Annotated in this window: 22 protein-coding genes and 1 pseudogene; 6 read left to right on the top strand and 17 right to left on the bottom strand. The window is 70.7% G+C overall.

Going from position 1 to position 25407, the window contains the following annotated elements:
* Nucleotides 1-87: 87 nt before the first annotated feature.
* The 4 genes from M3Q35_RS44890 (at nucleotide 88) to M3Q35_RS44875 (ending at nucleotide 5797) form a co-directional block, all read left to right on the top strand.
* Nucleotides 88-1344: a bifunctional glycosyltransferase family 2/GtrA family protein gene (locus tag M3Q35_RS44890; RefSeq protein ID WP_273938702.1), complete on the top strand. Its 1257-nt coding sequence runs from the start codon at nucleotides 88-90 to the stop codon at nucleotides 1342-1344.
* Nucleotides 1341-3500, top strand: a complete 2160-nt coding sequence (locus tag M3Q35_RS44885; protein WP_273938701.1) for an ArnT family glycosyltransferase — start codon at nucleotides 1341-1343, stop codon at nucleotides 3498-3500. Before M3Q35_RS44890 ends, M3Q35_RS44885 begins: the two co-directional genes overlap by 4 nt.
* 97 nt (nucleotides 3501-3597) lie before the next feature.
* Nucleotides 3598-4320 carry a response regulator transcription factor gene (locus M3Q35_RS44880; RefSeq protein ID WP_273938700.1) on the top strand — a complete coding sequence of 241 codons (723 nt, stop codon included), beginning with the start codon at nucleotides 3598-3600 and terminating at the stop codon, nucleotides 4318-4320.
* Between the two features lies 1 nt (nucleotide 4321).
* Entirely contained in the window at nucleotides 4322-5797 is a 1476-nt protein-coding gene (locus tag M3Q35_RS44875) for a sensor histidine kinase (RefSeq protein WP_273938698.1), read from the top strand.
* A gap of 87 nt (nucleotides 5798-5884) precedes the next feature.
* On the opposite strand, the gene M3Q35_RS44870 is transcribed toward M3Q35_RS44875, so the two are convergent.
* The 10 genes and pseudogenes from M3Q35_RS44870 to M3Q35_RS44830 form a co-directional block, all read right to left on the bottom strand.
* Entirely contained in the window at nucleotides 5885-6646 is a 762-nt protein-coding gene (locus M3Q35_RS44870) for an MHYT domain-containing protein (protein WP_273938697.1), read from the bottom strand.
* The gene (locus M3Q35_RS44865; protein WP_273944711.1) at nucleotides 6643-7131 is read right to left on the bottom strand and encodes a GTP-binding protein; all 489 of its coding nucleotides are present in this window, start codon (nucleotides 7129-7131) and stop codon (nucleotides 6643-6645) included. The genes M3Q35_RS44870 and M3Q35_RS44865 overlap by 4 nt, the downstream gene beginning before the upstream one ends.
* A gap of 11 nt (nucleotides 7132-7142) precedes the next feature.
* Complete coding sequence (locus tag M3Q35_RS44860; protein ID WP_273938696.1) at nucleotides 7143-7562, bottom strand: roadblock/LC7 domain-containing protein; 420 nt, start codon at nucleotides 7560-7562, stop codon at nucleotides 7143-7145.
* Nucleotides 7559-9904 (bottom strand): sensor histidine kinase, encoded by a 2346-nt coding sequence (locus M3Q35_RS44855; protein WP_273938695.1) that lies wholly within the window; start codon nucleotides 9902-9904, stop codon nucleotides 7559-7561. Before M3Q35_RS44855 ends, M3Q35_RS44860 begins: the two co-directional genes overlap by 4 nt.
* Before the next feature lie 244 nt (nucleotides 9905-10148).
* Complete coding sequence (locus tag M3Q35_RS44850; protein WP_273938694.1) at nucleotides 10149-10970, bottom strand: YceI family protein; 822 nt, start codon at nucleotides 10968-10970, stop codon at nucleotides 10149-10151.
* Nucleotides 10971-10982: 12 nt separating this feature from the next.
* On the bottom strand, nucleotides 10983-11738 hold the full coding sequence (locus tag M3Q35_RS44845) for an MSCRAMM family protein (protein WP_273938693.1): 756 nt from the start codon (nucleotides 11736-11738) through the stop codon (nucleotides 10983-10985).
* A complete protein-coding gene (locus M3Q35_RS44840) occupies nucleotides 11738-12193 on the bottom strand; it encodes a MarR family winged helix-turn-helix transcriptional regulator (RefSeq protein WP_273938692.1) in 456 nt (151 codons plus the stop codon). The genes M3Q35_RS44845 and M3Q35_RS44840 overlap by 1 nt, the downstream gene beginning before the upstream one ends.
* 4 nt (nucleotides 12194-12197) lie before the next feature.
* Nucleotides 12198-12923, bottom strand: a complete 726-nt coding sequence (locus M3Q35_RS49105) for an MSCRAMM family protein (RefSeq protein ID WP_379793822.1) — start codon at nucleotides 12921-12923, stop codon at nucleotides 12198-12200.
* A 27-nt stretch (nucleotides 12924-12950) separates the two neighbouring features.
* Nucleotides 12951-14627 (bottom strand): annotated as a pseudogene (locus tag M3Q35_RS44835) (MFS transporter); the annotation flags it as partial.
* 288 nt (nucleotides 14628-14915) lie between these two features.
* Nucleotides 14916-16049: a carboxylesterase family protein gene (locus M3Q35_RS44830; RefSeq protein ID WP_273938690.1), complete on the bottom strand. Its 1134-nt coding sequence runs from the start codon at nucleotides 16047-16049 to the stop codon at nucleotides 14916-14918.
* 81 nt (nucleotides 16050-16130) lie between these two features.
* On the opposite strand from M3Q35_RS44830, the gene M3Q35_RS44825 reads away from it, so the two are divergent.
* Complete coding sequence (locus tag M3Q35_RS44825) at nucleotides 16131-17069, top strand: Lrp/AsnC family transcriptional regulator (protein ID WP_273938688.1); 939 nt, start codon at nucleotides 16131-16133, stop codon at nucleotides 17067-17069.
* Nucleotides 17070-17097: 28 nt separating this feature from the next.
* Nucleotides 17098-17424: a hypothetical protein gene (locus M3Q35_RS44820; RefSeq protein WP_273938687.1), complete on the top strand. Its 327-nt coding sequence runs from the start codon at nucleotides 17098-17100 to the stop codon at nucleotides 17422-17424.
* On the opposite strand, the gene M3Q35_RS44815 is transcribed toward M3Q35_RS44820, so the two are convergent.
* The 7 genes from M3Q35_RS44815 to M3Q35_RS44785 all read right to left on the bottom strand — a co-directional run bounded on the left by M3Q35_RS44815 (nucleotide 17400) and on the right by M3Q35_RS44785 (nucleotide 25405).
* Nucleotides 17400-18101, bottom strand: coding sequence for a hypothetical protein (locus M3Q35_RS44815; RefSeq protein ID WP_273938686.1), 702 nt, complete (start codon nucleotides 18099-18101; stop codon nucleotides 17400-17402). The two genes, M3Q35_RS44820 and M3Q35_RS44815, sit on opposite strands and share 25 nt — an antisense overlap.
* Nucleotides 18102-18277: 176 nt before the next feature.
* Nucleotides 18278-18928: a response regulator gene (locus M3Q35_RS44810; protein ID WP_273938685.1), complete on the bottom strand. Its 651-nt coding sequence runs from the start codon at nucleotides 18926-18928 to the stop codon at nucleotides 18278-18280.
* Nucleotides 18925-20085: a sensor histidine kinase gene (locus M3Q35_RS44805; protein WP_273938684.1), complete on the bottom strand. Its 1161-nt coding sequence runs from the start codon at nucleotides 20083-20085 to the stop codon at nucleotides 18925-18927. Before M3Q35_RS44805 ends, M3Q35_RS44810 begins: the two co-directional genes overlap by 4 nt.
* Nucleotides 20086-20095: 10 nt before the next feature.
* A complete protein-coding gene (locus M3Q35_RS44800) occupies nucleotides 20096-20788 on the bottom strand; it encodes an ABC transporter permease (protein WP_273938683.1) in 693 nt (230 codons plus the stop codon).
* Nucleotides 20789-20792: 4 nt separating this feature from the next.
* Nucleotides 20793-21695, bottom strand: coding sequence for an ATP-binding cassette domain-containing protein (locus M3Q35_RS44795; protein WP_273938682.1), 903 nt, complete (start codon nucleotides 21693-21695; stop codon nucleotides 20793-20795).
* 231 nt (nucleotides 21696-21926) lie between these two features.
* Nucleotides 21927-22400 (bottom strand): hypothetical protein, encoded by a 474-nt coding sequence (locus tag M3Q35_RS44790; RefSeq protein WP_273938681.1) that lies wholly within the window; start codon nucleotides 22398-22400, stop codon nucleotides 21927-21929.
* Nucleotides 22401-22537: 137 nt separating this feature from the next.
* On the bottom strand, nucleotides 22538-25405 hold the full coding sequence (locus M3Q35_RS44785; RefSeq protein ID WP_273938680.1) for an AfsR/SARP family transcriptional regulator: 2868 nt from the start codon (nucleotides 25403-25405) through the stop codon (nucleotides 22538-22540).
* Between the last annotated feature and the right edge of the window lie 2 nt (nucleotides 25406-25407).

Raw genomic sequence — 25407 nt, 5'->3', positions numbered from 1 at the left:
CGTCCAGCGTGCTCGCACAGACGACCGCCATACCTGAACGTGGGCTCGATCCAGAGCCGTACCGCGACTGGGGTCAGGTGGTCCGACATGAGTGGAGCGGCCGTTCGCGGCGACACCGACACGGCTTCGGGGCATTGGTCGGTCGGCAGAACCGCGACCGTGGACATCGTCGTTCCGGTGTACAACGAGGAGCGTTCGCTGCCGGGCTGCATCGAGGTGCTGCACGGCTTCCTCACCGAGCAGTTCCCGTTCGAGTGGACGATCACGGTGGCCGACAACGCCAGCACCGACGCCACCATGGAGGTGGCCGGCGAGCTGGCCGACAAGTACCCGGGCGTGCGGGTGCTGCATCTGGACCGCAAGGGCCGCGGCCTGGCGCTGCGCAAGGCGTGGGGCTGGAGCGACGCCGACATCGTCGTCTACATGGACGTGGACCTGTCGACCGGCCTGAACGCGCTGCTGCCGCTGGTCGCGCCGCTGGTCAACGGGCACTCCGACGTGGCAATCGGGTCCCGGCTGGCCCCGGGCTCGCGGACCGTCCGCGGTCCCAAGCGGGAGATGATCTCCCGCTGCTACAACGCGATGATCCGGCTCTCGCACGGGGCCAAGTTCTCCGACGCCCAGTGCGGCTTCAAGGCGGTCCGGACCGACGTGGTCCGCCGGCTGCTGCCGCACATCGCCGACGACTCCTGGTTCTTCGACACCGAGCTGCTGCTGCTGGCCGAGCACAACGGGCTGCGGGTGCACGAGGTGCCGGTGGACTGGGTGGAGGACATGGACACCCGGGTGCACGTGGCCAAGACCGCGACCGAGGACATCCGCGGCCTGATCCGGGTGGCCCGGGCCAAGGCCACCGGCTCGGCCCGGGTGGACGACCTGCCGCGGCGGCCGGCGCCCCGCTCCGAGCATCCGGACGCGGTGGTGGCCCGCCGGGAGACCGGGCTGCTGTGGCAGCTGCTGTCGTTCGCGGCGATCGGCGTGGTGTCCACTGTGGCCAATCTGGCGCTGTACGGCATCATGCGCACGTGGTGGCCGGCGCTGGTGGCGAACTTCGTGGCGTTGACCGTGACGACACTGTTGAACACGGAAGCCAACCGCCGCTTCACCTTCCTGCGCTCGACCGGCTCAACCGGCCGCGTCCACCTGCAAGGTTTGATCGTCTTCGCGCTGTACTACGCCTTCACCTCGGGCGCGCTGCTGGCGCTCGGCGCCTTCGACCCCACTGCCTCGAAGGCGCTGGAACTACTGGTGCTGCTGGCTTCTTCGCTGATCGGCACCGCGGCCCGGTTCGTGCTGCTGCGCGCCTGGGTCTTCAAGAACACTGTCAAGGAAGGAAACGCATGACGACGGCCGCGGAAGCGACCGCGCCACCGGCCGGCCCGGCGACTCAGATCGAGTCGCCGGGCCGTCGGCCGCGCTGGCGTACGTACGCGCTGGGGGCGATCCTGCTGGGCGCCACGGTGTTGTACGGGTGGGACATCTGGGGATCCGGCTGGGGCAACGAGTTCTACTCGGCGGCCGTGAAGTCCATGTCGCAGGGCCTGACCAACTTCGTGTTCGGCTCGTTCGACCCGGCCGGCGTGGTCACCGTGGACAAGCCGCCGATGGGCCTGTGGCCACAGGTCGTGTCGGTGTGGATCTTCGGCTGGCACGCCTGGGCGTTGGCGCTGCCGCAGGCGCTTGAGGGCGTGGCGGCGGTCTTTCTGTTGCACCGCACGGTTCGGCGGTGGGCCGGCGAGAACGTGGCGTTGATCGCCGCGGCGGCGCTGGCCCTGACGCCGATCACCGTGGCCATCGACCGGGTCAACAATCCCGATGCCGCTTTGACGCTGTTGTGTGTCGCGGCGGCGTACGCGTTCACGCGGTCGGTCGAGGTCGGCATCACGGCCCGTAGTGCGACGAAGTGGTTGCTTCAGGCGGCTTTCTGGGTCGGGTGTGGGTTCCTGACCAAGAGCCTGGCGGCGTGGATGATCGTGCCGGCGCTGGCCGTTGGCTATCTGTTCGGGCGCAACGCTTCGTGGGGCCGGCGGATCGTCGACCTGTTGGCGGCCGGTGGTGTGCTGCTGGCGAGCTCGTTCTGGTGGGTGCTGCTGACGGTCGTGTGGCCGAGCCCGAAGCCTTACGTGGGCGGCAGCACGGACGGTGGCGAGCTGTCGCTGATCTTCGGCTACAACGGGCTGGGCCGGGTGTTCGGTGAGAACATCGGCCGCGGTGGCGGGGCGGGCGCGGGCGGCTTCCCAGGCGGAGCGGGCCCCGGTGCCGGAACCGGTGGTGCGGCCGGCGGTGGCTTCCCCGGCGGCGGTGGTTTCCCGGGTGGCGGCCGTGGTGGCGGGGGCTTCGGTGGCTTTGCCGAGGGCAACGGCATCACGCGCATGTTCGGCGAGCAGGTCGGCGGTCAGATCAGCTGGCTGATGCCGCTGGGTTTGTTCGTGCTGGCGGTCGTGGCCGTGACGGGAGTGCTGGCCTGGCGGCGAAAACTGCCGGCCGATCACCAGCGGCGCGCGGGCTGGTTCATGTGGGGCACCTGGCTGATCGTGCTGAGCCTGGTGTTCAGCTTCCAGCAGGGCATCTTCCACCAGTACTACACAACGCAGCTGGCCCCGGCGATCGCGGCGCTGGCCGGGGCCGGACTGGCCCTGCTGTGGCGGCATTACCGGCAGCCGACCGGCTTCAGCTGGCTGCTGCTGCCGGCGGGCATCGTGATCACGGCGGTGTGGGCGTGGGTGCTGGTGTCGCGGGACACGTCGTGGAACGGCTGGCTGCGGTACGCGGTGGCGGCCGTGGCGGCGATCGCCGTGCTCGGTCTGGTGCTGGCCAAGCTGCTGAACGCGGCCGGTGCGCGGGTCGCGGCGGTGCTCGGCATCGTGGCCGTGTTGCTCGCGCCCGGTGTGTGGTCGGCGGCCGCGGCGGTCGACTCGGGTAGCGCCGGCGGTCCCGGCGGCCTCGCGACCGCGGGTCCGCCTGGCGGCGGCTTCGGCGGCGCGCCCGGCGGCCGTCGCGGCGGCGGCCAGGGCGGTTTCCCCGGCGGCCAGGGCGGTGCCGGCGGCTTCCCCGGTGGTCAGCAGCTGTCGCCCGAACAGCTGGAGCAACTCGAGCAGCGCTTCCGCGGCGGCGGTGGGCGCGGCGGCAGCACGCTCACGGCCGAGGACAAGAAGATCCTCGACTACGTGGTGAAGAACGCGCCCAACGCCAAGATCAAGCTGGCCGTGGAGGGTGGCGCGATGGCGTCCGAGACGTTCATCGTCAACAGCGATGTGACGGTGATCGGCATGGGCGGCTTCATGGGCACCGACAACTCGCCCAGCGTCGACCTGCTCAAGCAGTGGCAGTCCGAAGGCAGCCTCGGCTTCGTGCTGGCCGGCGGCGCGGGCGGCTTCGGCGGCCGGGGCGGCGGCGTCGCGCAGGAACGCACGCAGTGGGTGCAGCAGAACTGCAAGGTGGTGCCGGCCAGTGCCTACGGCGGCGGCACGCAGACGCTGTACGACTGTTTGACCAAATAGGACAGAACACGCGGTGGGATCCCCGGTTCGGGTGGTCCCACCGCTGTTCTCAGGTTCTTCCCAGCGACCTCACAGGTTGGCCGACCATGCTGGGCCGGTGGGCACTCCGAGCGTGACGCCGCCGCCGACCGTCCTGGTCGTCGACGACGAGCCGAACATCCTGGAGCTGCTGTCGGCCGCGCTGCGGCTGAGCGGCTTCGACGTGCACGCCGCCGACACCGGCGTGGCGGCGCTGTCCACGGCGGCCCAGGTCAGACCGGACATCGTGGTGCTGGACGTGATGCTGCCCGACTACGACGGGTTCACCCTGGCGCGCATGCTGCGGGCCGGCAACGACCGGGTGCCGGTGCTGTTCCTGACCGCCCGCGACTCCGTCGAGGACCGTATCGCCGGCCTCACCGCCGGCGGCGACGACTACGTGACCAAACCGTTCAGCCTGGAGGAGGTCGTGCTGCGGCTGCGGGCCATCCTGCGCCGCACGCACGCCCTCGACGATCCCGAGCCCAACGACGGCCGGCTGCGCTACGCCGACCTGGAGCTGGACGAGGACGCGCACGAGGTGCGCCGCGACGGCCGGGAGATCCGGTTGTCCCCCACCGAGTTCAACCTGCTGCGCTACCTGTTGGTCAACGCGGAGAAGGTGGTCAGCAAGACGCAGATCCTGGATCGCGTGTGGAACTACGACTTCGGCGGCGACAGCCGGATCGTCGAGTCGTACATCTCGTACCTGCGGCGCAAGGTGGACGGCTCGGGTCAGCCGCTGCTGCACACCATCCGCGGCGTCGGCTACACGCTGCGGCTGCCGCGGGCCGAAGTCTGACATGGCCCGCCGCCCCTGGACGCTGCGCACCCGCCTTTTGGTGTCGCTACTGGCGTTCGCCGCGGTCGGGCTGGCGTTGTTCGGTGCCGTGACGGGAATCCTGCTGCGTGAGTCGTTGCTGGGCCGGATCGACGCCCAGCTGCAGGAGAGCGTTGCCAAGAGCGTCGACCGCAACCGGCCGCCGCCGCATCCGCTGCCCACCAACAACTTCCCGTCGCTGCCGACGAGTTTCCGGGTCTATTTCTTCGATCCGGACGGCAGCGCCGGCTTCGCCCAGACGCCGGACCGCAACGAGACCGCCATGCCTCAGCTGCCGACGATGACCATCGCCTCGGTGAAGCAGCACGGCCAGCAGCCGTTCACCACCGATGACGTCAGCGGCAACGCGACGTGGCGGGTGATCGTCGCCGTGCAGGCGCCGAACCCGTGGCAGCCGGGCGGCGGAACCGTTGCCGTGGCGGCAATGTTGAGCGACACCGAGTCCACTGTGGTCAACACGGCGTGGATCGAGGTTGCTTCGGGCGCGGTTCTGTTGCTACTGCTCGGATTGACCGGGTTGGTCGTGGTACGCGTAGGGCTGCGGCCGCTGACCCGGATCGAGCACACCGCGCAGGCCATCGCCGCCGGCGAGCTCGACCGGCGGGTCGCCGACACCGATCAGCGGACCGAGACCGGCCGCCTCGGCGCCTCCTTGAACGTCATGCTGGCCCGGATCTCGGCCGCGTTGACCGACAGCGCCCGCTCCGAGCAGCGACTGCGCCGCTTCGTCGCCGACGCTTCGCACGAGCTGCGCACGCCGCTCACCTCCATCCGTGGCTTCGCCGAGCTGTACCGGCGGGGCGGCGCGCCGTCGTCGGCCGACGTCGAGCGGCTGATGGCCCGTATCGAGAGCGAGGCCATCCGCATGGGGCTGTTGGTCGAGGACCTGCTCATGTTGGCCCGCCTCGACCAGGAGCGGTCGCTCGACTTCGCCGAGGTCGACCTCCTCGTCGTCGCCGCCGACGCCGTGCATGACGCCCGCGCCGCCACCCCCGAACGCGACATCGTCCTGGAGGCCCCGCACGGCGCCGTCCGCGTCATCGGCGACGAGGACAAGCTCCGCCAGGTCGTGATGAACCTCGTCACCAATGCCGTCACCCACACCCCCGCCGATGCCGCCGTCCGCGTCGCCGTCCGGCAGGAACGCACCCGCCCCAGCACCCACGCCGTCGCCGTAGCCGGCGGCGACCTCCCCAGGACCTCCCGCTTCGCCGTGCTGGAAGTGATCGACAGCGGCCCCGGCATCCCCGAGGACCAGGGCAAACTCGTCTTCGACCGCTTCTACCGCGCCGACCAGGCCCGTTCCCGCGCCAGCGGCGGCTCCGGCCTGGGGTTGGCCATCACCGCCGCCATCCTGGAGGCCCACGCCGGCCGCATCGAGCTGCTCAGCCAGCCCGGCCAGGGCACCAGGTTCCGAGTGCTGTTGGCCCCCGCCTAACCACCCCGCGAGTCCCGGCCAGCGTCACACCGAATGTGTGAAACGGATTCAGGCATTCGGTGTGACGCTAAGCGGGACTCGCGGGGGTCAGCGGACGGCGTGAGTCGACGGGCGGTCGAGGCCGGGGGTGCCGGTGGTGAACAGGGCCCACAGGAGGGCGGCGACGATCAGGCCGCTGGCCAGGAAGACGGGGAACACGAGGTCGAAGCCGTCGACGGCGGGCGGCAGGGTCTGGGTGGGGATCATGACGACGTGCACGGCGGCCATGCCGGTGTAGTGCATGCCGGTGACGGCGACGGCCATGACGGCGCCGGCGCCGAGGCGGGCGAGGGTGGCGCGGACGACGATGGTGAACCACAAAGCGGCGGTGGCGGCGACTACGGCGATGACCAGGGACACGGCGACCAACAAGGGGTCGTAGCCGATGTCGCCCTGGAAGCGGACGGCGGCCATGCCGAGGTAGTGCATGAACGCCACGCCGATGCCGGTCAGCGCCCCGGCGCAGATCAGGCGAGGGGTGCTGGCTCGGCGCAAGGTCACGAGTGAGAGCCCGAGGCCGACTACGCCGACGCTGACGGCGGCGGAGACGACGGTGAGCCACACCGAATAGCGCACGGGACTGCCGTCGACGGCGAAGCCGTACATGGCGATGAAGTGCATGAGCCAGATGGCCACGCCGCCGATGGCGACGGCGGCGCACGCCGTCCACACCACGGCGACGCGGTGGCCACGGTGGCGATGGGCCCGCGCGGCGCAGGCGAGGCCGATCAACGAGCCGGCGAACGAGGTGAGGGCGGCCAACACGAGGGTCCACGCGCCCATCGACATCTGCTGCATGTTCATGGTCATGACGTCACCTGACTCGCGTGCTCGACGAGGGCGATCAACACGTCCTGCACGGCAGAACGCTCGCGGACGTCGCAGTCCACGATCGGTGCGGAGGGCCGAAGCCGTAGCGCGGCACGGATCTCGTCGTGATCACCGGTGCCGTTGACGGCGACGACGAAAGGCACGCCGAACTGCTCGAAGTGATCCACGGCGGCGAAGGACTCCTCCAACCGGGCGCAGTCGACCAGCACCACCGCGCCCGTGGCACCGGTGGCGATGCCGTCCCACATGAACCAGAACCGGCGCTGCCCCGGCGTGCCGAACAGGTACAGCGCCGAGCCGTCCAGGGTGAGCCGGCCGAAGTCCAGCGCCATCGTGGTGGTGGACTTGGCGGCCGACGACCCGGCCACCGGCCCGGTGATCTCGGCCTCGGTGGTCAGCGGCTCGATCTCCGACGCCGCCGCGACGAAAGCCGTCTTGCCGACGGCGAACCCGCCGGTGACCATGATCTTGGCGGTCACGGCGCCGACTCCACGTTCGCTCTCAGCTCCGGGGTGAGCAGCCGCCCGACCTTCTGCCGCAACGCCATCATCTCGTAGGCCAGCACGCCGATGTCGCTGTCCGGCGACGCCAGCACGGCCAGGCAGGAGCCCTCGCTGACGGTCATGGTCAGCAGCAGGCCGCGGCGCATCTCGACCACCGTCTGGTCGACCTCGCCGCCCTCGAACAGGTTCGCGGCGCCGTTGGTCAGGCTCTGCAGCCCGGACACGACCGCGGCCAACTGGTCGGCGCGGTCGCGCGGCAGCGAGTCGGAGCCGCTGAGCAGCAACCCGTCGCTGGAGACGACGACGGTGTGCGCGGCGCCGGGCGTGCCCCTGGTGAACGAACTGAGCAGCCAGGTGAATTCGTCCGATGTGGACAGATTCAGGGAGGTCACGGGGTTGCCTTTCCAGTGGTGTGGTGCGGCTCCGCCGCCTTGGGCGCGCTGCCGCGCAGCAGCAGCGCACCCCGGATGCGCCGCGGCAGGCCGGCCGCGGTCAGGCCGGCGGAGACCGGCTTGTCGAGTGGGTCGCCGGTGCGCCAGATCGAGTCGGTGTCGGTACGCCAGGTGCGGTCGTCACGCTGCCGCCCGGTCGACCGGAACCAGGCCGAGGCGACGGACTCGTAGATCGGGGTGCCCTCGGTCGGCTCGTCCACCGGCCACACGGGCTCCTCGGACGGCTCGGCCGACACTTCCGGCGACGACCGGCGTTCGGCGAAGTGCCGACGGGCGGCAATCACCGTGGCCATCGCGAAGTTGCGCTGCCGCGGCACTTCCATGGTGCCGGGCGACAATGCCGGCTCGGTCGGGGGTTCGTCCGGGCGCAGCAGGTCGGCCGGCAGCTCGACCTCGGCGACCGTGCCGGCCCCGACGTTGGCCGTCAGCCGCACCGCGATCCGCCGCCGGGCGGCCAGCCGGCTCACCACGAACAGGCCCATCCGCCGGGACGACACGGCCTCGAGCGGCGCCTCGGCGGCCAGCTGCCGGTTGAGCCCGGCGAGCTCGGCCGGCGGCAGCCCGACGCCCTCGTCGGCGACCCGGATGCGCAGCGTGCCGTCGGGATCCTCGCTGCACGCCACGGTGATCGGCGTGTCCGGCGGTGAGTAGGAGGTGGCGTTGTCCAGCAGCTCGGCCAGCAGGTGCACGATGTCGCTGACCGCCGAGCCGATCACCACCGCGTCCGGCGCGGGCGCCAGCGTGATCCGGTTGTACTGCTCGATCTCGGACACCGCGGCCCGCACGAGGTCGGTGACCGACACCGGCTGGCTGGTCGACCGGCGCAGCCCGGCACCGGCCAGCACCAGCAGGTTCTCGCTGTTGCGCCGCATCCGGGTGGCCAGGTGGTCCAGCTTGAACAGCCGGCCGAGCTGGTCCGGATCGAGCTCGTCGGCCTCCATCACGTCGATCATCTTCAGCTGGCTCTGCACCAGGCTCTGGGTGCGCAGCGACAGGTTCACGAAGATCTCGTTGACGCTGTGCCGCAGCGCCGCCTGCTCGACGGCCAGCCGCACGGCCGCCGAGTGCACCTCGTCGAAGGCCCGGGCCACCTGGCCGATCTCCTCGGTGGTGGTGACCTCGACCGGGGCCGGCCGCAGCCGGCCGACCTCGGCGGTGTCGTGGGCGATCCGGTCGATCACGCCGGGCAGCTCGTGCTCGGCGATCTCCAGCGCCCGCCGCCGCAGTGTCCACAGTGGATGGACCATGGTCGCGGCGAAGTACAGCGCGATGGCCAGTCCCAGCAGCAGCGCCCCGATGATCAGTGCGGTGTCGCGCAACGAACTCGTGCGTGACGACACGCCCAGGCCCTCGACCGCGCCGCGCAGCGACTGGGACAGCGAGCCCTCGAACGTGGTCAGGCGACTGGTCACCAGCTGGGCGGCCTGCTGCCACGCCGATGTCGCCAAGCCCGGCGGTCGCCCGGATTCCATGCGGGTCACCGCATCGTCGCGGAGTTGGGCCAACTGGGTCAGGGCGGTTGTGCCGACCGTGTCGGCGTAGGCGGCCCGCCGCTCGGGCGTGAGTTCCCGCGTCAACTCGGCCAGCGCGTTGTCGGCCAACGCTCCGGCGACGCGGATCCGGCCGGTCCCGCCGGCCGGCAGGGCGTAACCGGCGGTCGCGGCGGCCAGCACGGTCTTCTCCACCTGGACCTGCTCGATCGCCTTGCCCACCACGGCCAGCGCCGCCGCAGCCGTGCTGACCAGCGGATCGCCGGCGTCGTTGGGCTCGGTCACGCCGACCGCGAGCAGCGACGCGATGATCACGGAGTAGTTGTCCAGCGACGTGAGGCGGCCGGTGTCGGGTGTGTCGGCGGCCTTCCGGGCCGCGGTGAGGTTGGCGAGATTCAATTCGGCCGTCACGACTTCGTCCGTGGCGGCGACGTCCGGGTTGGCCGTCAGCTCGGTGTCGAACGCGGCGATGGCGCCGTCGACCTGGGCCCGCGCGGCGATCACGTCCGGACGGGCCGCGCCCGGCACGACCGCGAGGTCCCGCTCCCCTTGCAGGCCATGCACGACGGCGGTGGCCCGGCCCTGCACCGCCACCAGGCCGGCGAGCTGGGCCGACTGGCCGGCCAGGCTCAGCTCGGCGCTGACCTGCGTCGCGCCCAGCACCACGGCGACGACGGTGGGCGTCAGCAACACCACCGCCAATTTGGTGCGCAGCGGCCAGTCCGCAACCCGACGCAGCCGCCAGCCGATCGCGCGAATCGCCAGTTCGTGACGCCCACTGGAGGGGGTCAACTTCAATCACTTCCTCGACTCGATCAGGCGGCATTCCTAACTCAATGTCACAACAAGGGCTAGTGCTCGGCCGGTCGACCACACTTACAGGTGACATAAACCGATTGCCCTGTAACGAATGTCGGAGCACCAGGTCACTCACCGCAGTCTTACGCAAGGCCAACTCGATGTGACACCGGGTAGTCGACACGGCGTGCGAAAAAGGCCTTCTCCCGTACGGGAGAAGGCCTTCGCGGTCGAACGGTCAGGCGCCGGGCAGCGTGTCGCCCTGCACCGCCTGGATGTCGATCTCCACGCGCAGCGTCGCGCCGATGGCCCCGATACCGGCCCGCAGCACCTGGTTGTAGGTGATGGCGAAGTCGTCGCGGTGCAGCTCGGTCACGGCGTGGAACGCGGCCCGAGTGCCGCCCCAGGAGTCGGGCCCGGTGCCGAGATAGGTCAGGTCCAGCGGCACGGACCGGGTGATGCCGTTGAGGGTCAGCTCCCCGTCCAGGGTCCAGCGCTCCTCGGACAGCTGGGAGAGACCGGTGCTCCGATAGGTGATCACCGGATGCTGCTCCACGTCCAGGAAGTCCTTGGAGCGCAGGTGATCGTCACGCATCTTGTTGTTCGTGTCGACACTGGCGGCCTGAATCACGGCGCTGACCGAGGAATGCTCAACCGGGTGCGCGACCTCGACCGTGCCGCTGAAGGCGTCGAAACGGCCGCGCACGCTGGACATCCCCAGGTGCCGCGCGGAGACGTTGATCGAGGAGTGCGCGGGGTCGATGGTCCACACGCCGGGCGGCGGCAGCTCGACGCCGCCGACACGGTTGAGCGTGACGGTGCCGAGCGGCGCGGAGCCGCTGGCGGTGACCATCGCGGTGCGCGCGACCGGCGCGTAGCCGGCGGCGGTGAGGATCGCGGTGTACGTGCCGGCGGGCAGCGCGGCGGTGCTGACCGCGCCGTCCTGGTCGGCCCCGCTGCGGGCGACCTGGTTGCCGGACAGGTCGGTGACGGTGAGCACCGCGTGCTGCACGGCCCAGCCGTCGCCGGTGCGGACCAGCGCGTTGACGCCTTGGCTCATGGCGAATCCCCTTTAGAAACTCAACTCGATGTCGTGCCGGCTCTGGTTGCCGCCGCCGATCCGCAGGGCGCTGGCGGCCGGCGGGTAGCCGGTCGCGATGATCGTGTAGTCGCCCTCGGGCACGTCCTCGAAGGCGTAGCTGCCGTCGGTCTCGGTGCTGGTCGCGGCGATGACCGTGCCGGCGGCGTCGACGAGCGTTACGCGCGCCTCGACGGGATGGCTGCTGCCGTTGGTCCGCACGACACCGCGCACCCTCGCGCCGCCGGCCAGTTCGACGTCCTGCGTAACACGGCCGGTGGCCGGCACCGTGACGGTCATGGCGACCGGCCGCAGCGCCGGGGCGCTGACGGCGAGGGTGTAGCTGCCGGCGACCAGGTCGTCGAACGAGTAGCCGCCGTCCGCGCCGGTCACGCGGGAGGCGACGACCTCGCCGCGGCCGTCGGCCAGCGTGACCGCCGCCGACGGCACGGGCGCGCCGGTGGCCGAGTGCACGAGGCCGGACAGTCCGCTGGTGCCGGTCAGCGTCACGTCGATGCGGGCGCCGTCGGGCGCCACCATCACCGTGACAGCCTGCGGCTGGTGTCCCGGCGCCGTCACGATCAGCACGTGGCCGCCGCTGGCCGCCACGTTGAAGTGGTACGTGCCGTCGACCTCGGACGAGGTCCGGCCGACCTGCCGCCCCGCCGCGTCGATCAGCGTGAGCGCGGCCCGGCCGATCAGCGCGCCGTCCGCGCCGACCACCCTGCCGCGAATGAGCGAGGAGTCCATCAGTGCCGCTCCTGTTCCGAGCCCGTCGCGAAATCCTCCAGCACCTCGAGCGCGTCGGCCAGCGCACGCACCTGATCGGCTGGCAGCCGGCTGATCCGCTCGGCGAGGTAGCCGGTGCGGATGCCGCGCATCCGTTCCAGCAGGGCCTCGCCCTGCGGGCTCAGCGCGACATTGCTGACCCGCAGGTCCTTGGTGCTGCACGTGCGCGTGAGCAACGCGTGCTCGACCAGCCAGTCCACCAGGCGGGACATGGTGGCCGCGCTGATGCCGACCCGGTCGGCCAGGTCGCTGATGCGCAGCGGCCCGTGCTCGGCCACGGTGGCCAGGGTGACCAGCCGGGTCGGCGTCAGCTCGTCGCTCGCGGCGCGTGTCTTCATCCGGTGCGAGATGGCGCTGATCGCCATCTGCAGCCGGCCGGCGATGTCGTCGTTGGAACGCACTACGTTGGGCGTCACGACGTCACCGCCCGAAAACCACGTCTGCCGTGGACAGTTCACCGGCGCGGGCGCTGACCCGCACGGCGACCGGCTCGTACACGCTCGTCACGACCGTGTAGTCGCCGCTGGGCAGCCCGGTCAGCCGGTAGCTGCCGTCCGACCCGGTCACCGCGGTCGCCACCACCCGGCCGTCACCGTCCACCGCGGTCACGGTCGCGCCGGCCACCACCGGGCCGTCGGGCGCGGTGACCACGCCGTGCACCACGGCCTGCACCGGCAGGTTGAGGTCCACAATGGACGGTCGCAGCGCCGAGACGCCCACCGGCTCGGCCGTCGGCTCGTAGCCAGTGGCGCTGGCCGTCAGCACGGTGTCGCCGTCGGGCAGGCCCTCGATCCGGTACCGGCCGGCCTCGTCCGCCGCGACCTGGGCCAGGATGTGGCCGTCCACGTCGCTGGCCACGATCGCCGCCAGCGGCACCGGAATGCCGTCCGAGCGGACCATGCCGCTGACCAGGCCGCCGCCGGCCAGCTCGAAATCCTGCGCGCCAGGCACGTCGTTGATGGCGACCGTGCCGGCCGCCGGCCGGTAGCCCGCCGCCGTGACGATCAGCGTGTACTTGCCGTTGCGCAGGTCGTTGAGCTCGTAGCGGCCGTCGCCGTCGACCGGGACCCGGTCCACCTGCGACCCGTCCGCGCCGGTCACCGTGATGACCGCGCCGCCGACGCCCGATCCGCTGCGGGTGTGCACCCGTCCGCTGAACACGATGCGCGCCAGCGGTTCGACCAGTTCCACGTCACCGAAAGCACCCTCGCCGGCGACTGCCGCGAGCTCCGCGCCGGCCGACTCCGACACGATCGCCTTGTTGCGCTTGCCGACCAGCCAGGACGCGACCGCCGCGACGATGCAGGCGATGACCGCGAACCAGAACACGACCTGAAGGCCTTCCTGGAACGGCCCGGAGATCAGGTTCGGGAAGAAGCTGCGGCCAGTCAGGAAGCTGGCCTTGTCGGCCGGAAGCTGTTGCAGCGTGGGGCCGAGCAGCTGCTGGATCGGGTTGTAGCCGAGGAACGCCGCGAACAGCACGCCCACCGCGGGCAGCTGCGCGATCTGGTTGGCGGCGGCCTGCGGCACGCCGTTGGAGACCAGGCCCGTCGACAACGTGGACGGCAGGCTGGCCGACAGGCCGGCGATGATCAGGCTGAAGAAGATGCCGATGGACAGCACCATGGCGGAGTTCTGGAAGGTGGCCGTCATGCCGGCGCCGACGCCGCGGGCGTTGGTGGGCAGGCTGTTCATCACGTCGGCCCGGTTGGGCGAGGAGAACAGGCCCATGCCGAGGCCGTTGACCAGCAGGATGACCGCGAAGACCCAGTAGTTGAAGTCGACCGGCAGCACGATCAGGGCCACGAAGCTGGCCGCGGTGATCAGCATGCCGCCGGTGGTGAAGGCGCGGGCGCCCAGGCGGTCCGAGAGCACACCGGACAGCGGGGCGGACACGAGGAAGCCGACGGTCAGCGGCAGCATGTAGATGCCGGCCCACAGCGGCGTCGACTCGAAGCTGTAGCCGTGCTGCGGCAGCCAGATGCCCTGCAACCAGATGATCAGCACGAACTGGAGGCCGCCGCGGCCGAGGGAGGCCAGCAGGTTGGCCACGTTGCCCGCGGTGAACGCCCTGATCTTGAACAGGCTCAGGTTGAACAGCGGGTTGGCCACCTTGGTCTCGATGATGCCGAAGGCGACAAGGACGGCGACGCCGCCGATGAGCGAGCCGTAGACCCAGGGGTTGCCCCAGCCCATGCTGGAGTCGCCGTAGGGCTGGATGCCGTAGGTGATCGCGACCAGCACCACGATGAGGCCCACCGCGAAGGTGATGTTGCCCCACCAGTCCATCTTGGCCTTCTGGCGGATGCCGTTGTCGTGCAGCTTCAGGTAGGCCCAGATGCTGCCGAAGACGCCGAACGGGGCGGACACGATGAAGACCAGGTGCCAGTCCACCGGGGCCAGCACGCCGCCCAGGACCAGGCCGAGGAAGGAGCCGGCGATCGCGGCGACGGCGTTGAGGCCGAGCGCGGTGCCGCGCTGGTTGGCCGGGAAGGCGTCGGTCAGGATGGCGCTGGAGTTGGCCATCAGGAAGGCGCCGCCGATGCCCTGGACCACCCGCCAGCCGATCAGCCAGAGGGCCGCGTTCGGACCGTCGAACCAGGTGACGCTGAGCAGGATCGAGGAGATCGCGAAGATCGCGAAGCCCATGTTGTACATCTTCACGCGGCCGTACATGTCGCCGAGGCGCCCGAAGCTGACCACCAGCACGGCCGTGACGACGAGGAAGCCCATCATCATCCACAGCAGGTAGCTGGTGTTGTCCGGGGACAGCGGGTTGATGCCGATGCCCTTGAAGATGTCCGGCAGCGCGATCAGCACGATGGACGAGTTGATGGTCGCCATCAGCATGCCCAACGTGGTGTTGGACAGTGCGATCCACTTGTATCTGGGCCCTAACTCGGCCGTGGTCCTGGTCGGCGCCTTGGCGTGTTGAGCCGTGGACACTGGTCCTCCCCTCGCATGGAACTTGCTTGACGTAGGCTAACCGATATTGTTGCTTCGCACAACTATCAGAGCTGGCGGCCCCACCAGCCCCACACACCCCACGCGCCCCTCTAAAAGTCACATGCGGCCCGGACTTGCCTCCCAGAGGCAAGTCCGGACCGCATGTGCCAGGAACGGGGGTGGTGTGCGGGGTCACACGAAGTGGCGGCACTCCGGGTAGCGGGGCCAGCCGGGCTCCCCGGTCTTGGTGAAGTTGGCCACGGCCGTGCCGAAATCGGTGTTGCGGTCGTCACCGAGCATCGGACTGTCCTTGAAGGCCTCGAAGGTGCCGAACAGGTACGGCAGCTCGACGCAGTGCGGTGCGCCGAGCGGTCCCGTGCAGTCGAACCGATAGGCGAAACCGTTGCTGGCCTTGGCGATCTCGTGCACGCCCGGCTGGAAGACGTCCGGTGTGTTGCCGAACGCCACCATTTCGTCCTTGGTGTGGCCGATGAGGACGTCCAGCTCGGACAGATCGGCCTGCTGCCACGGTTTCGGGTAGCCGGCGCCGCCGAGCACCGGCAGGAACGGCAGGCCGTCGGTCGGCAGCTTCTGCTGCGTGGCCAGCACGGTTTCCGTTGGGGCGTCGGGGTTTTTGAGCAGCTTCAGGAACTTGTCGGCGTTGGCCTTCGCGACGGTCGGATCGGCCGGCGGCAGCGCCCAGGGTCCGCTTTGCAGGACCACCCGGTGCACGAGGTCCTTCGTCGCCGGGTCGATCGCCAGGTACAGCGCCGAATACGCGCCCGCCGACTGGCCGCCGACCGTCACCTTGCCCGGGTCGCCGCCGAACGCCGCGATGTTGTCGTGCACCCAGCGGAGCACCGCCGCCTGGTCCTGCGCGCCGAGATTGTCCGCGCCGATCTCCGGCTTGTAGAGGTAGCCGAGGGCACCAAGGCGGTAGTTGGCCGTCACCACCACGATGTCGTTGTCGCCGGCCAGGTTGCCGCCGTCGTACCAGTCCCAGCCGCCGGAACCGCTCGTGAAGGCACCGCCGTGGAACCAGACCAGCACCGGCTTCTTGGTGGCCAGGCCCGTGGTCCAGACGTTCAGGTTCAGGCAGCCGTCTTCGGCCCAGTCCAGCTCCCGTTCCCCCATGATCCAGGCGAGTCGGGACGCCGTCTGCGGGGCCGCCGGTCCCGGCTTCGTGGCTGCCAGGGGCTCCGTCCAGGCTTTGGGCGGCGTCGGCGGTTGGAACCTTGCCGCCGTCGCGTAGGGGATGCCTCGGAATGCCTCGACCTGGCCCGTCGTGACGCCTCGGACCGGTCCCGTCGTCGTGTTCACGTCCATAGGTGTGGTTTAGAGGTATACGGTCTTTCTCGGGTAGCTTTCTTCCGGTTCTAGGACATGAATCGGTCTATTCTAGCGTTTATGCGACAGATCCTGGGCGAGACCGAGCGCCGTATCGTCTCCGTGTTGCTCGCTTCGCCGCGGGCTTCGTGGCGGGCCGTCGGCTTGGAGCTGGGGATCTCCGAGCGGACCGTCGTTCGTCGGGCCCTGCCGTTGTTCCAGGACGGCACCCTCCGGGCCACCGTCGTCCGGAATCCCATGCACTTCCCCGGCATCGTGCCCATGGCCCTACGGATTCGTTGCGCCCCCAACCGCATCCGCGCCGTCGCCGCCGTGCTCGCCCGCCGACCCGACACCGTCGCCGTCGACATCATCGGCGGCGGCGACGAGATCTGCGTCCAGTTCATGCTCGCCGGTGCCGAGGCCCGGAACCTGTTGCTGCTACGGGACCTTCCCGCCACCGCCGCCGTCGAGTCGTGGACCTCGTACACCATGCTCCGTGTCTTCCCCACTGCCTTCCTGTGGAACGGCAAGCCCGTCAAGCCTCCTTTCCCTGTCGGGTACCAGCTTCCGCCCACTCACCACGACATCGACGAGGCCCTCATCGCCGCTCTCGTCGCCGACGGGCGGGCCAGTTACACCGACCTCGCCCTCCACGCCGACACCTCCCCCGTCACCGCCCGCCGCCGCCTCGACGCCCTCGTCCGTGGTCTCAGCCTTCGCCTCGCCATCGAGGTCGACCTCGGCTTGCTCGGCATCCACGGCGAGGCCCTGCTCTGGCTCAACGTCGCCCCCGGTGACCTCGACGCCACCGGCGAGGCCTTGAGCCAGCACCCTCTGGTCCGCTTCGCCGCCGCCACCACCGGCCGCGCCAACCTGTTGGTAGCCGTCGCCGCCGCCGATCTGCCTGAGCTGTACGCCTTCCTGACCGGCGGCGGGTTGGACGGCAGCGTCGGCACCGAAGTCACCCCGATCCTGACCACCGTGAAGCGGACCGGTTTGATCCGGGCCGGCAGCTGACGGCCGCGCGGAGTGGTAGAAGGGCGGCATGGGGATTGACCTGATTCTGTACACCGAGCGGCCGCCGGGGCATCGGAGGCGGCCCGCGAGGGTGATCCGGCGCTGGGGTGACCCGGCGGACAACCTGCCGACGGCACTGAGCCGCCTCGGGGGCGATCGCCGGCTGGCGGCGATCGACCCCTACGGCGACACGCTGTACAACGAGCAGCAGGCGGAAGCGGCGCTGAAAGAGGTGCGGCAGCTGGAGGACCTGTGCACCACGGACGGGGAGCGGGAAGCGGTGGGGGCGCTGCGAGGGATGCTCGCGGAATGTGCCGGGACACCGGGCAGCTATCTCATGTTCGTGGGCGACTGAGCGGCCAGCTTCAAGGTCAACGGCACGGACAACCCGGTGATGGGGTGGGACAGGGCAGCGGAGATCCACTCGATGGAAGGGCCGTCCTGCCACCGAAGTTCGCCGGCCTCGACGCTGGGCGGCGACGGGAAGAGGCAGACTCGCCGGAGCAGGGAGCTCAGCAAAGGGTCCAACGCAACCGGCAGAGGCGGGACGGCGGAAGGAACAAAGCCGTCCATCAAGGACGCCCAACGGTCGGCGCCGACGCCGGTGAGGACGACGACTCCGGGACCATGAGCCAAGAAGACGTGCATGCCGATGGGGCGGGCGATCAACCCCGGCACCAAGGAGAACAAGGCCTGGACGAGCCCAGCCGCCACATCGGGCATGACGGAGAGACGGAGCTGGTCCACACGGGGCTGGACCATCCAGAAGACGGGCCGGGCAATCGTGGCGGCGGCGGCGAAGACGGCGGCCTCCAAGGACTGCTGGACGGGATCGTGCGCATCGGGCAGGACGGTGCGACGGACGCGGGGCGGGACGGGGCCGGAAGCCTGGCCGAGGAGGTGGGCCAACTCGAGGGGACTGAGCTCGGCCAACGCACCGCCGACCTCGGGCTCGACGGCCCACTGGGGCTCACCGGTGTAAGGCCGGCGAAGACGGGCGACGGCGGCGACCAACGGAGAGTGACGGGGCATGGGGGCGTCCTCGGGACGAGCCGCCCCGGCACGGCGCTCCAATGGGGACGCGGTGGGCTGAAGACAAACCCTCTGGCGAGAAGCGCCACCGAAGCCGGGGAGCGACGCCGCGCGGCACCCGCGTGGGGGCCTTGTCGACGGACTGTACCCGGCAACGGTCAATCAGTCACCAAGGGTCACCCGGCTGCGCCGGCCTGGAAGGCCAGGATGGCCAACTGGGTCCGGTTGTCCAGGCCGAGCTTGGTCATGGCCCGGCTGACGTGCACCTTGACGGTGGCCTCGCTGACCGACAGCCGCGCGGCGATCTCGGTGTTGCCGGCCCCGGTGGCCACGGCCAGCACGACCTCGCGCTCACGGTCGGTGAGCGTGTCCAATCGGGCCTGGGCGGCGGCCTCCTTGGCCAGGATGCCGCCGGAGTACCGGACGGCCATGCGTTTCAACACCGAAGGGGCCAGCACGGCGTTGCCGGCGGCGACCATCTCGACGCCACGGATGAGGTCACGCGGCGGGGTGTCCTTCAACAAGAACCCGGCCGCGCCGGCGCCGAGCGCCTCGTAGACGTACTCGTCGAGGTCGAAAGTGGTCAGCAGCAGAATGGGCGGCGCGTCGCCGGCGGCCTGCAACCGGCGGGTGACCTCGAGACCGTCCACAGTGGGCATCCGGATGTCGGTGACCACGATGTCCGGACGGAACTCCCGCACCAGCTCAACCGCGTCGACCCCGTCGCCACGGTCGGCGACGACCTCGACGCGGCCGCTGCTCTCCAGGATCATCTTGATGCTGAGCCGCACCAGCTCCTCGTCCTCCAACAACACGGCCTTGATCACCGGGGCTCCTTCGGAAACGTGGCGGCCACCTCGAACCCGCCGTCCAGCAGCGGACCAGCGGTCAGCGTCCCGCCGGACAGCGCGACCCGCTCGCGCATGCCGATCAGGCCGAAACCGGACCGCGGCACGGGAACGGCCCGCGGCAGGCCGACGGTGTTGGCGACCCGCACGTCCAGCCGGCCGTCATGATCACGCAGGCTGACCGAGATGTCCGAACCGGGGGCGTGCTTGCCGGCGTTGATCAACGACTCGTGCAGCAGCCAGTACACGGCCCGAGCGGTCGAACCGGGCACCTCCGGCAACTCCTCCGGCAACGAAGCCTGCACGTGCTGGCCGGCCGACACCGCCTCGGTGATCAGCTCGCACGCGGCGGCGAGCGTGGGCTGAGGGTGTTTCGGGGCCTCGCCGTCCTCACGGCGCAGCACGCTGAGCATCTCCCGCAACTCCTCCATCGCCGCCGCGCCGTGCTGACGGATGCCCTCGGCGAAGTCGGCCAGCTCCTGGTTGGGCGACAGCGACACCGCGCCGGCCTGCACGGTCAGCAGGCTGACGCGGTGCGCCACGACGTCGTGCAGCTCGCGGGCGATCCGCGCCCGCTCGTCGGTGACGGCCTTGGCGGCCAACATGTCCCGCTGCTCCTCGGCCTGCACGGCCCGCTCCCGCAGGCTGGCCACGAGCTGCCGGCGCTGCCACACCCACAGCCCCAGCACCAGCGGGAAGCCGACGAACATCACCGGAAAGACGGGCAGCAGGAGCAGGAACTGCGGGTCCCAGTCGGTGAAGTACAGCCGGAACCCGGGCCGCCACGGCACGGTGACGGCCACCGCGCACCAAGCGGCGATGAGCCACGTGTCCCGCGTGTTGCCCCGCCGCACGCCCAGCGACCACACGGCGAACACGAGCGGGAAGAACACGCCGTCCAACACCATGGTCAACGAGGTCAGCAGGGCGACGGCCCGCGGGAAACGGCTGCGTACCGCCACCACCACGGCCGCGGCAACGGCCACACCGGCCGCCACGGGACCGTCGGGCAGAAGGCCGATGCCGGTGGTGTGGGCCTCGGACACAGTCGGGGTCACGAGAAGCGCGGCGAGCACGGCGTCCCGCGCGATCACCACCCACGGACTGTCCAATCGGGACCGAAGCTTGCTCAGCACACCGGCAACCCTAGGCGTCGCGGCGGCGCAGCGTCACCCAGCTGCCGGCCAGGAACACCACGGCCAGCCCGAGCAGCGCCAGCGGCGAGGTCCAACTGGCGGTGGTGACCAGCTTTTCCGCCGCGGAGAACGGGATCAGTGCCGGATCGACCTTGGCCAACAGCAGCAGCGTCTCGATGATGGTCGGGAACGCGATCATGGCGACGAGCGCGACGGCGGAGTTGCGGCACAGGGCGGCCACGCCGAGCCCGACCAGGCAGCTGAGCGCGGCGAACACGATGGCACCGACGAAGGCCTGGCCGATCGCGGCACCGTCGGTGTACGGGTTGCCGCCGACGGTGTCGGCCAGCAACGTCACGGCGACCAGCAGAGCCCCGGTGACGGCCCCGAACAGGGCGACGGTGATCGCCTTGGCGCCAAGGATGCGGGTCGGTGTGCGCAGCGTCAGCGTGGTCGTGACGATCGTTCGGAACCGGTACTCGTGGCCGAACGACGACACGCCGACGGTCACCGCCGGCAGCACGGCCAGCACGAGGAACAGGCCGAGGAAGGCGTTGTCGAACCGGGTCTGCACCGGCATGTCGTGGTGGGTGGCCCAGATGAGGGCGAACAGGAACTGGATCACCGGCCCGGTCGCCAGCAGCACCCACGTCGAGCGCAGCGAACGGAGTCGGACGAGTTCGTAGCGGACAGCGTCGAGCATCGGGTCAGGCCCTCCCACGGTACTGCGCGGCGCCGGCGGTCGCGGTGAAGAACGCGTCCTCCAGGCTGCTGTGACGGACGGTCAGCTCACGGAGCACGATGCTGGCCCGCATCGCGATGGTGGCGATGGCGTCGGTGTCGTGCGTGGCGACGACGAGCGAGCCGTCCGGCTGCGGCGCGACCGCGAAACCGGCCCGGGCCAGCAGGTCGGCCAGCAGGCCGGGGTCGGCCGGGCGGACCAGCACCTCGGGCCGGGAGTTGCGGGCGACGAAGGCGTCGGTCGTCTCGGCGGCGACCAGCCGCCCCTGCCCGATCACCACCAGGGCGTCGGCCAGCACGGCCATCTCGTTGAGCAGGTGGGAGGACACGAACACCGTTCGTCCCTCGGCCGCAAGGGCCTTGAGCAGGTCACGCAGCCAGCGCACGCCCTCCGGGTCGAGGCCGTTGGCCGGCTCGTCGAGCATCAGCGCCTGCGGGTTGCCCAGCAGCGCCCCGGCCAGGCCGAGCCGCTGCGACATGCCCATGCTGAAGCCGCCGGCCCGGCGGTCGGCCACGGTCAGCAGGCCGACGCGGTCCAGCGCCTGGTCGACGCGGTCGGCCGGCAGGCCGCTGCCGGCGGCGACCATCCGCAGGTGGGCCCGGGCGGTGCGGCCCGGGTGCACGGCGCGGGCGTCGAGCATGACGCCGACGGTCCGGGCCGGGTGGGCCAGCTCACCGAAGCTGCGCCCGTCGAACTCGGTGCGGCCGGCCCCGTGGTCAAGGCCCAGCATCAGCCGCATGGTGGTGGACTTGCCGGCCCCGTTGGGGCCGAGGAAGCCGGTCACCACGCCGGGCTGGACGGTGAACGACAGGTCGTCCACCGCTGTCACCGATCCATAGCGCTTGGTCAGTCCGCGCGCGACGATCATCCGCTCACAACCTCGCGGTCCGGCCGCGGCCCGGATGGCCACGGCTCCCGTGACCACAAAGATCGCCGCTACCGGTGTGCCACGTCGTCACCACGAGGTCCAGTTCGGGCTACCACAAAGGCGTATGGCCCCTGCGGCGGCCGCGTGGCTCGCGACTGCGCCGCAGGGGCCGAGTGCGCCGCCCACCGGCCGAGAAGGCCGGTCCTCCGCGTCGGGCGGCGTACGAACCGGTCAGAAGTAGGTGATGTCCCAGTGGTTGCCCTCGTCGCAGTAGAGGTTGCCGGAGGGCGCCTTCCACTGCGGGTAGCCGTCGCCGCGCAGGCCGATGTAGGTGAAGCTGCGCTTGATGTAGCCGTCGATGCAGCTGTTGTGCGAGATGTCCACCTTGTAGCCGTTGTAGTGGCTGTAGGTGCCGGAGGCGTGGCCGACCTCGGTGCCGCCGGTGATGTTGATGGCGCAGCCGCTGGCGTGCCGCAGGGTGATCACGCCGTCGACCGTGCTGGCGTTGATCTGGTCGAACGAGGTGCAGTGCGAGTTGGTGCGGTCGGTGCAGTTGCCGCTGGAGGACCAGGTGATGCCGGCCGCCCGCAGCTCCGAGGCGGCGGTCGACTGGGACAGCTTGGTCACGGCCGGCGCCGCGCTCGCGGCACCGGCGCCGGTGAGCAGGGATCCGGCGATGGCCGCGGCGACCAGAACGGCTTTCATGAGCACACTCCTCCGGTACGAGCAGGGGCGGCCAGTGAAACCGGAAGCCTTAAACACTCGCTAAACGCCAAACCCCGCGAGTCCCGCCCACAGTCACACCGAACTGCATGAATCCGTTTCACACTTTCGGTGTGACGCTAAGCGGGACTCGCGGGGGTCAATCGGCGCAGGGTGCGGCGGGCCTCGGCCTGCCAGCCGGTGAAGCCGAGGCCGGCGAACAACGTGATCGACTCCCGGACGGCCCGGCGGCCGGCCGCGGAGTCGCCGGCGCGGTGTCGGAGCTGCCCCAACCCCAGCAAGGCGTAGGCCCGCCCGCGCCGGTCGTCGATGCCCTCGAAGACGACCAGGCTGGCCCGCAGCAAGGCGTCGGCGCGATCGTCCTGCCCATGCCGCCGGTGCCACTCCCCCAGCGACCGCAAGGCATACGCGGTGGCGTGCTCATGGCCCGACTCCTGGAACATCTCCAGTGACCGGGTCAACGGGTCTTCGGCATCGGACAGTTCGCCCAGACTGCGCAGCACGTGCGCTTCCCAGTGCCGGTCGGCCAGCCGGATGCTCGCGGCGAGGGCGTCCTCGAGCAACGCGCCGGCCCGATCGTGGTCACCGTTGCGCCGCAACACATCCGCCAGCTGTTTGCCGGCATGGGCCTCGCGCCGCCGGTCGCCGAGACCACGGGCGAGGCGGACGCTGTCCTCGAAGCAGCGGATGGCCTCGGCCGGCCGGTCCCGGTCGGCCAGCACGGTTCCCAGCTGCCGCAGCACATCGGCCTGCCCGGTCTGGTCGTCGACCTGGCGCAGCATGACCAGCCCGTCCTCAAGGCAGACCTGGGCCCGCTCGATGTCGCCGCGCTCCACGTCGATGTCGGCCCGGGCGGCCAGCGCGCGCCCGAGCCCGGCCCGGTCGTCGAGCCCGGTGAAGATCCGGCACGCCATGTCGTAGTAGACGCGGGCCCGGTTGGCCCGGCCGTGCGCGTTCCAGTGCAGATCGCCGAGCCGGCACAGGCTGACGGCCTGAGCCCGGCGATCACCGGTGTGCCGCGCGGAAACCAGGCCGATGACCTCGATCCGCCGGTCGCCGGGACGGGCCGCGCAGACCTCGGCCAGCCGCCCGGCCAGCGCCCAGCGGCCGTGCCGGTGGGCCAGCCGGACCAGGCAGCGCAGCATGGCGGACTCGGCGTCCCGCCAGCCCAGCGGATCGGCCTCGGCCCGCCGGACCACGGCGGGATCGGCGGCCTTCTCCGCCGGGGACAAGGGAAAACGGCCGGTCGGCAGCCGCCGGTCGGCCCGTACGGACACGTCCAAATAGGACTTGAGCAGCCGGTCGAGCGCCGCCTCGCGGGCCGGCTCCTCGACCAGCAGGCGCTCGTGGCCGAAGACCCGGATCAGCTCGTGCGGACGATAACGCAGCTGTCCCAGGCGATCCCGGCCGGTCACGGCCACCAGCTGGGCCTCGACCAAGCCGGCCAGCGCGGCCGACGGGTCCCCGTCGAGCAGCGTGGCCATGGCCCACTCGGGCAGGTCGACCGAGTCGAACCAGCCCAGCAGCCGTAACAGCTTGCGCTGCAAGGGATCGCACGAGGAGTAGCCGATCTCGACGCCGGCCCGCACGTCCAGGTCGCCGACCTTGAGCTCGGCCAGCCGGCGGCGCTCGTCGGCCATCCGCTCAACTAATTCCCGCACCAGCAAGTACTTGGTCGACGCCAGCTTGGCCCCGGCGACCCGCACGGCCAGCGGCAGCTGCCCGCACAACCGGACCAGTTCCCTGGCCGATTCCTCCTCCGCGGCAACACGATCCGCCCCGGCGACGGCCGAGAGCAACGCCAGCGACTCGGCTTCGGTCAACTCGGCGACCTCGGCGACGGCAGCGCCTTCCAGCCCGGACAACCGACTGCGTGACGTCACCAGCACGGCACACCCGGCACCGCCGGGCAGCAGCGGCCGAACCTGCGCCTCGCCGGCGGCATCGTCCAGTACCACCAGGATTCGCCGGTCGGCGGTCACGCTCCGGAACAGCTGCTGCCGTTCCAACAGACCATGCGGCACCTCGCAGCCCAGCGCCGACAGGAAAGACCCCAGCACCTCGGCCGTCGCCACGCCACGAAGCTGCGCGAACAGCTGGCCGTCCGGGAACTCGTCACGGCGATCATGGGCGATCCGCACCGCCAACGCGGTCTTGCCACCACCAGAAGGTCCACACAGGACGGTCAACGACGAGCACCGAATATCCGCTCTGCCAACAAAATCCGGCACCGCGGGCGGCAGCTGGGCAGTGTGGACCACGGTCCGCGGCAGCTCCCACGCGGAGGGATCGGTCACCAGCCGGCGAAGCACCGGCCCCGGATCGGCCTCGACGAAAGCGGCGACGCGGTCGACCACGTCCGCCGCCTCGGCGGATCGACCGGCCTGGTGCAGCGCCACCATCAGCGAACCGGCGAGCACTTCCTGCCCGGGGTCACGGGCCAGCAACACGGTCAGCTCGGCGATCACGTCGTGACACCGCCCGGCAGCCAGGTCGATCCGCACCTTGCTGTCCACGGTGGATAATCGAAGCTCGGTCAGCCACCGGGCATGCGCTTCCAACACGGGCCCACCGGCCACATCGCACAGCGCGTCCCCACGCCAGCGGCCCAGCGCGGCGGCCAGCAACTCCCGCGCCGGCCCCAACTTCCCGGCGCCCATCAGCTCACGCCCGCGCCGCGCCTGCGTCACGAACTCCGACTGGTCGAACTCGGCGCCGTCAACCGTCAACAAATAGCCCGACGGTCCTGTCCGGATTGCCTTGACAGGCAACACTTTGCGGAGTTTGGACACCGCGACCTGGACGATCACCCTGGCGCTGCGCGGGGTCCGCGCCGGCCACAGCTCGTCCACCATGGTGCCCAGCGAGACCCAGCTGTCGGCGTTGGCCAGCAGCAGGGCCAGAACCGTGCGCTGCTGCGGCGTGCTGGGCGTGACCGTTTCCCCGGTACGGGTGACCTCCAGTGGGCCGAGAATCCCGTACCGCATGC

Origin of the sequence: Kutzneria chonburiensis, assembly GCF_028622115.1 — a bacterium.
Taxonomy (GTDB): Bacteria; Actinomycetota; Actinomycetes; order Mycobacteriales; family Pseudonocardiaceae; genus Kutzneria; species Kutzneria chonburiensis.
This window is presented reverse-complemented; position numbering and strand designations above follow the sequence as displayed.

What these genes read in the sequence shown, in the direction of transcription:
- M3Q35_RS44890 (WP_273938702.1), top strand. Translation starts at nt 88, where the DNA reads ATGAGTGGAGCGGCCGTTCGCGGCGACACCGACACGGCTTCGGGGCAT.
- M3Q35_RS44885 (WP_273938701.1), top strand. Translation starts at nt 1,341, where the DNA reads ATGACGACGGCCGCGGAAGCGACCGCGCCACCGGCCGGCCCGGCGACT.
- M3Q35_RS44875 (WP_273938698.1), top strand. Translation starts at nt 4,322, where the DNA reads ATGGCCCGCCGCCCCTGGACGCTGCGCACCCGCCTTTTGGTGTCGCTA.
- M3Q35_RS44870 (WP_273938697.1), bottom strand. Translation starts at nt 6,646, where the DNA reads ATGACCATGAACATGCAGCAGATGTCGATGGGCGCGTGGACCCTCGTG.
- M3Q35_RS44865 (WP_273944711.1), bottom strand. Translation starts at nt 7,131, where the DNA reads ATGGTCACCGGCGGGTTCGCCGTCGGCAAGACGGCTTTCGTCGCGGCG.
- M3Q35_RS44850 (WP_273938694.1), bottom strand. Translation starts at nt 10,970, where the DNA reads ATGAGCCAAGGCGTCAACGCGCTGGTCCGCACCGGCGACGGCTGGGCC.
- M3Q35_RS44845 (WP_273938693.1), bottom strand. Translation starts at nt 11,738, where the DNA reads ATGGACTCCTCGCTCATTCGCGGCAGGGTGGTCGGCGCGGACGGCGCG.
- M3Q35_RS44830 (WP_273938690.1), bottom strand. Translation starts at nt 16,049, where the DNA reads ATGGACGTGAACACGACGACGGGACCGGTCCGAGGCGTCACGACGGGC.
- M3Q35_RS44825 (WP_273938688.1), top strand. Translation starts at nt 16,131, where the DNA reads ATGCGACAGATCCTGGGCGAGACCGAGCGCCGTATCGTCTCCGTGTTG.
- M3Q35_RS44820 (WP_273938687.1), top strand. Translation starts at nt 17,098, where the DNA reads ATGGGGATTGACCTGATTCTGTACACCGAGCGGCCGCCGGGGCATCGG.
- M3Q35_RS44815 (WP_273938686.1), bottom strand. Translation starts at nt 18,101, where the DNA reads ATGCCCCGTCACTCTCCGTTGGTCGCCGCCGTCGCCCGTCTTCGCCGG.
- M3Q35_RS44800 (WP_273938683.1), bottom strand. Translation starts at nt 20,788, where the DNA reads ATGCTCGACGCTGTCCGCTACGAACTCGTCCGACTCCGTTCGCTGCGC.
- M3Q35_RS44795 (WP_273938682.1), bottom strand. Translation starts at nt 21,695, where the DNA reads ATGATCGTCGCGCGCGGACTGACCAAGCGCTATGGATCGGTGACAGCG.
- M3Q35_RS44790 (WP_273938681.1), bottom strand. Translation starts at nt 22,400, where the DNA reads ATGAAAGCCGTTCTGGTCGCCGCGGCCATCGCCGGATCCCTGCTCACC.
- M3Q35_RS44785 (WP_273938680.1), bottom strand. Translation starts at nt 25,405, where the DNA reads ATGCGGTACGGGATTCTCGGCCCACTGGAGGTCACCCGTACCGGGGAA.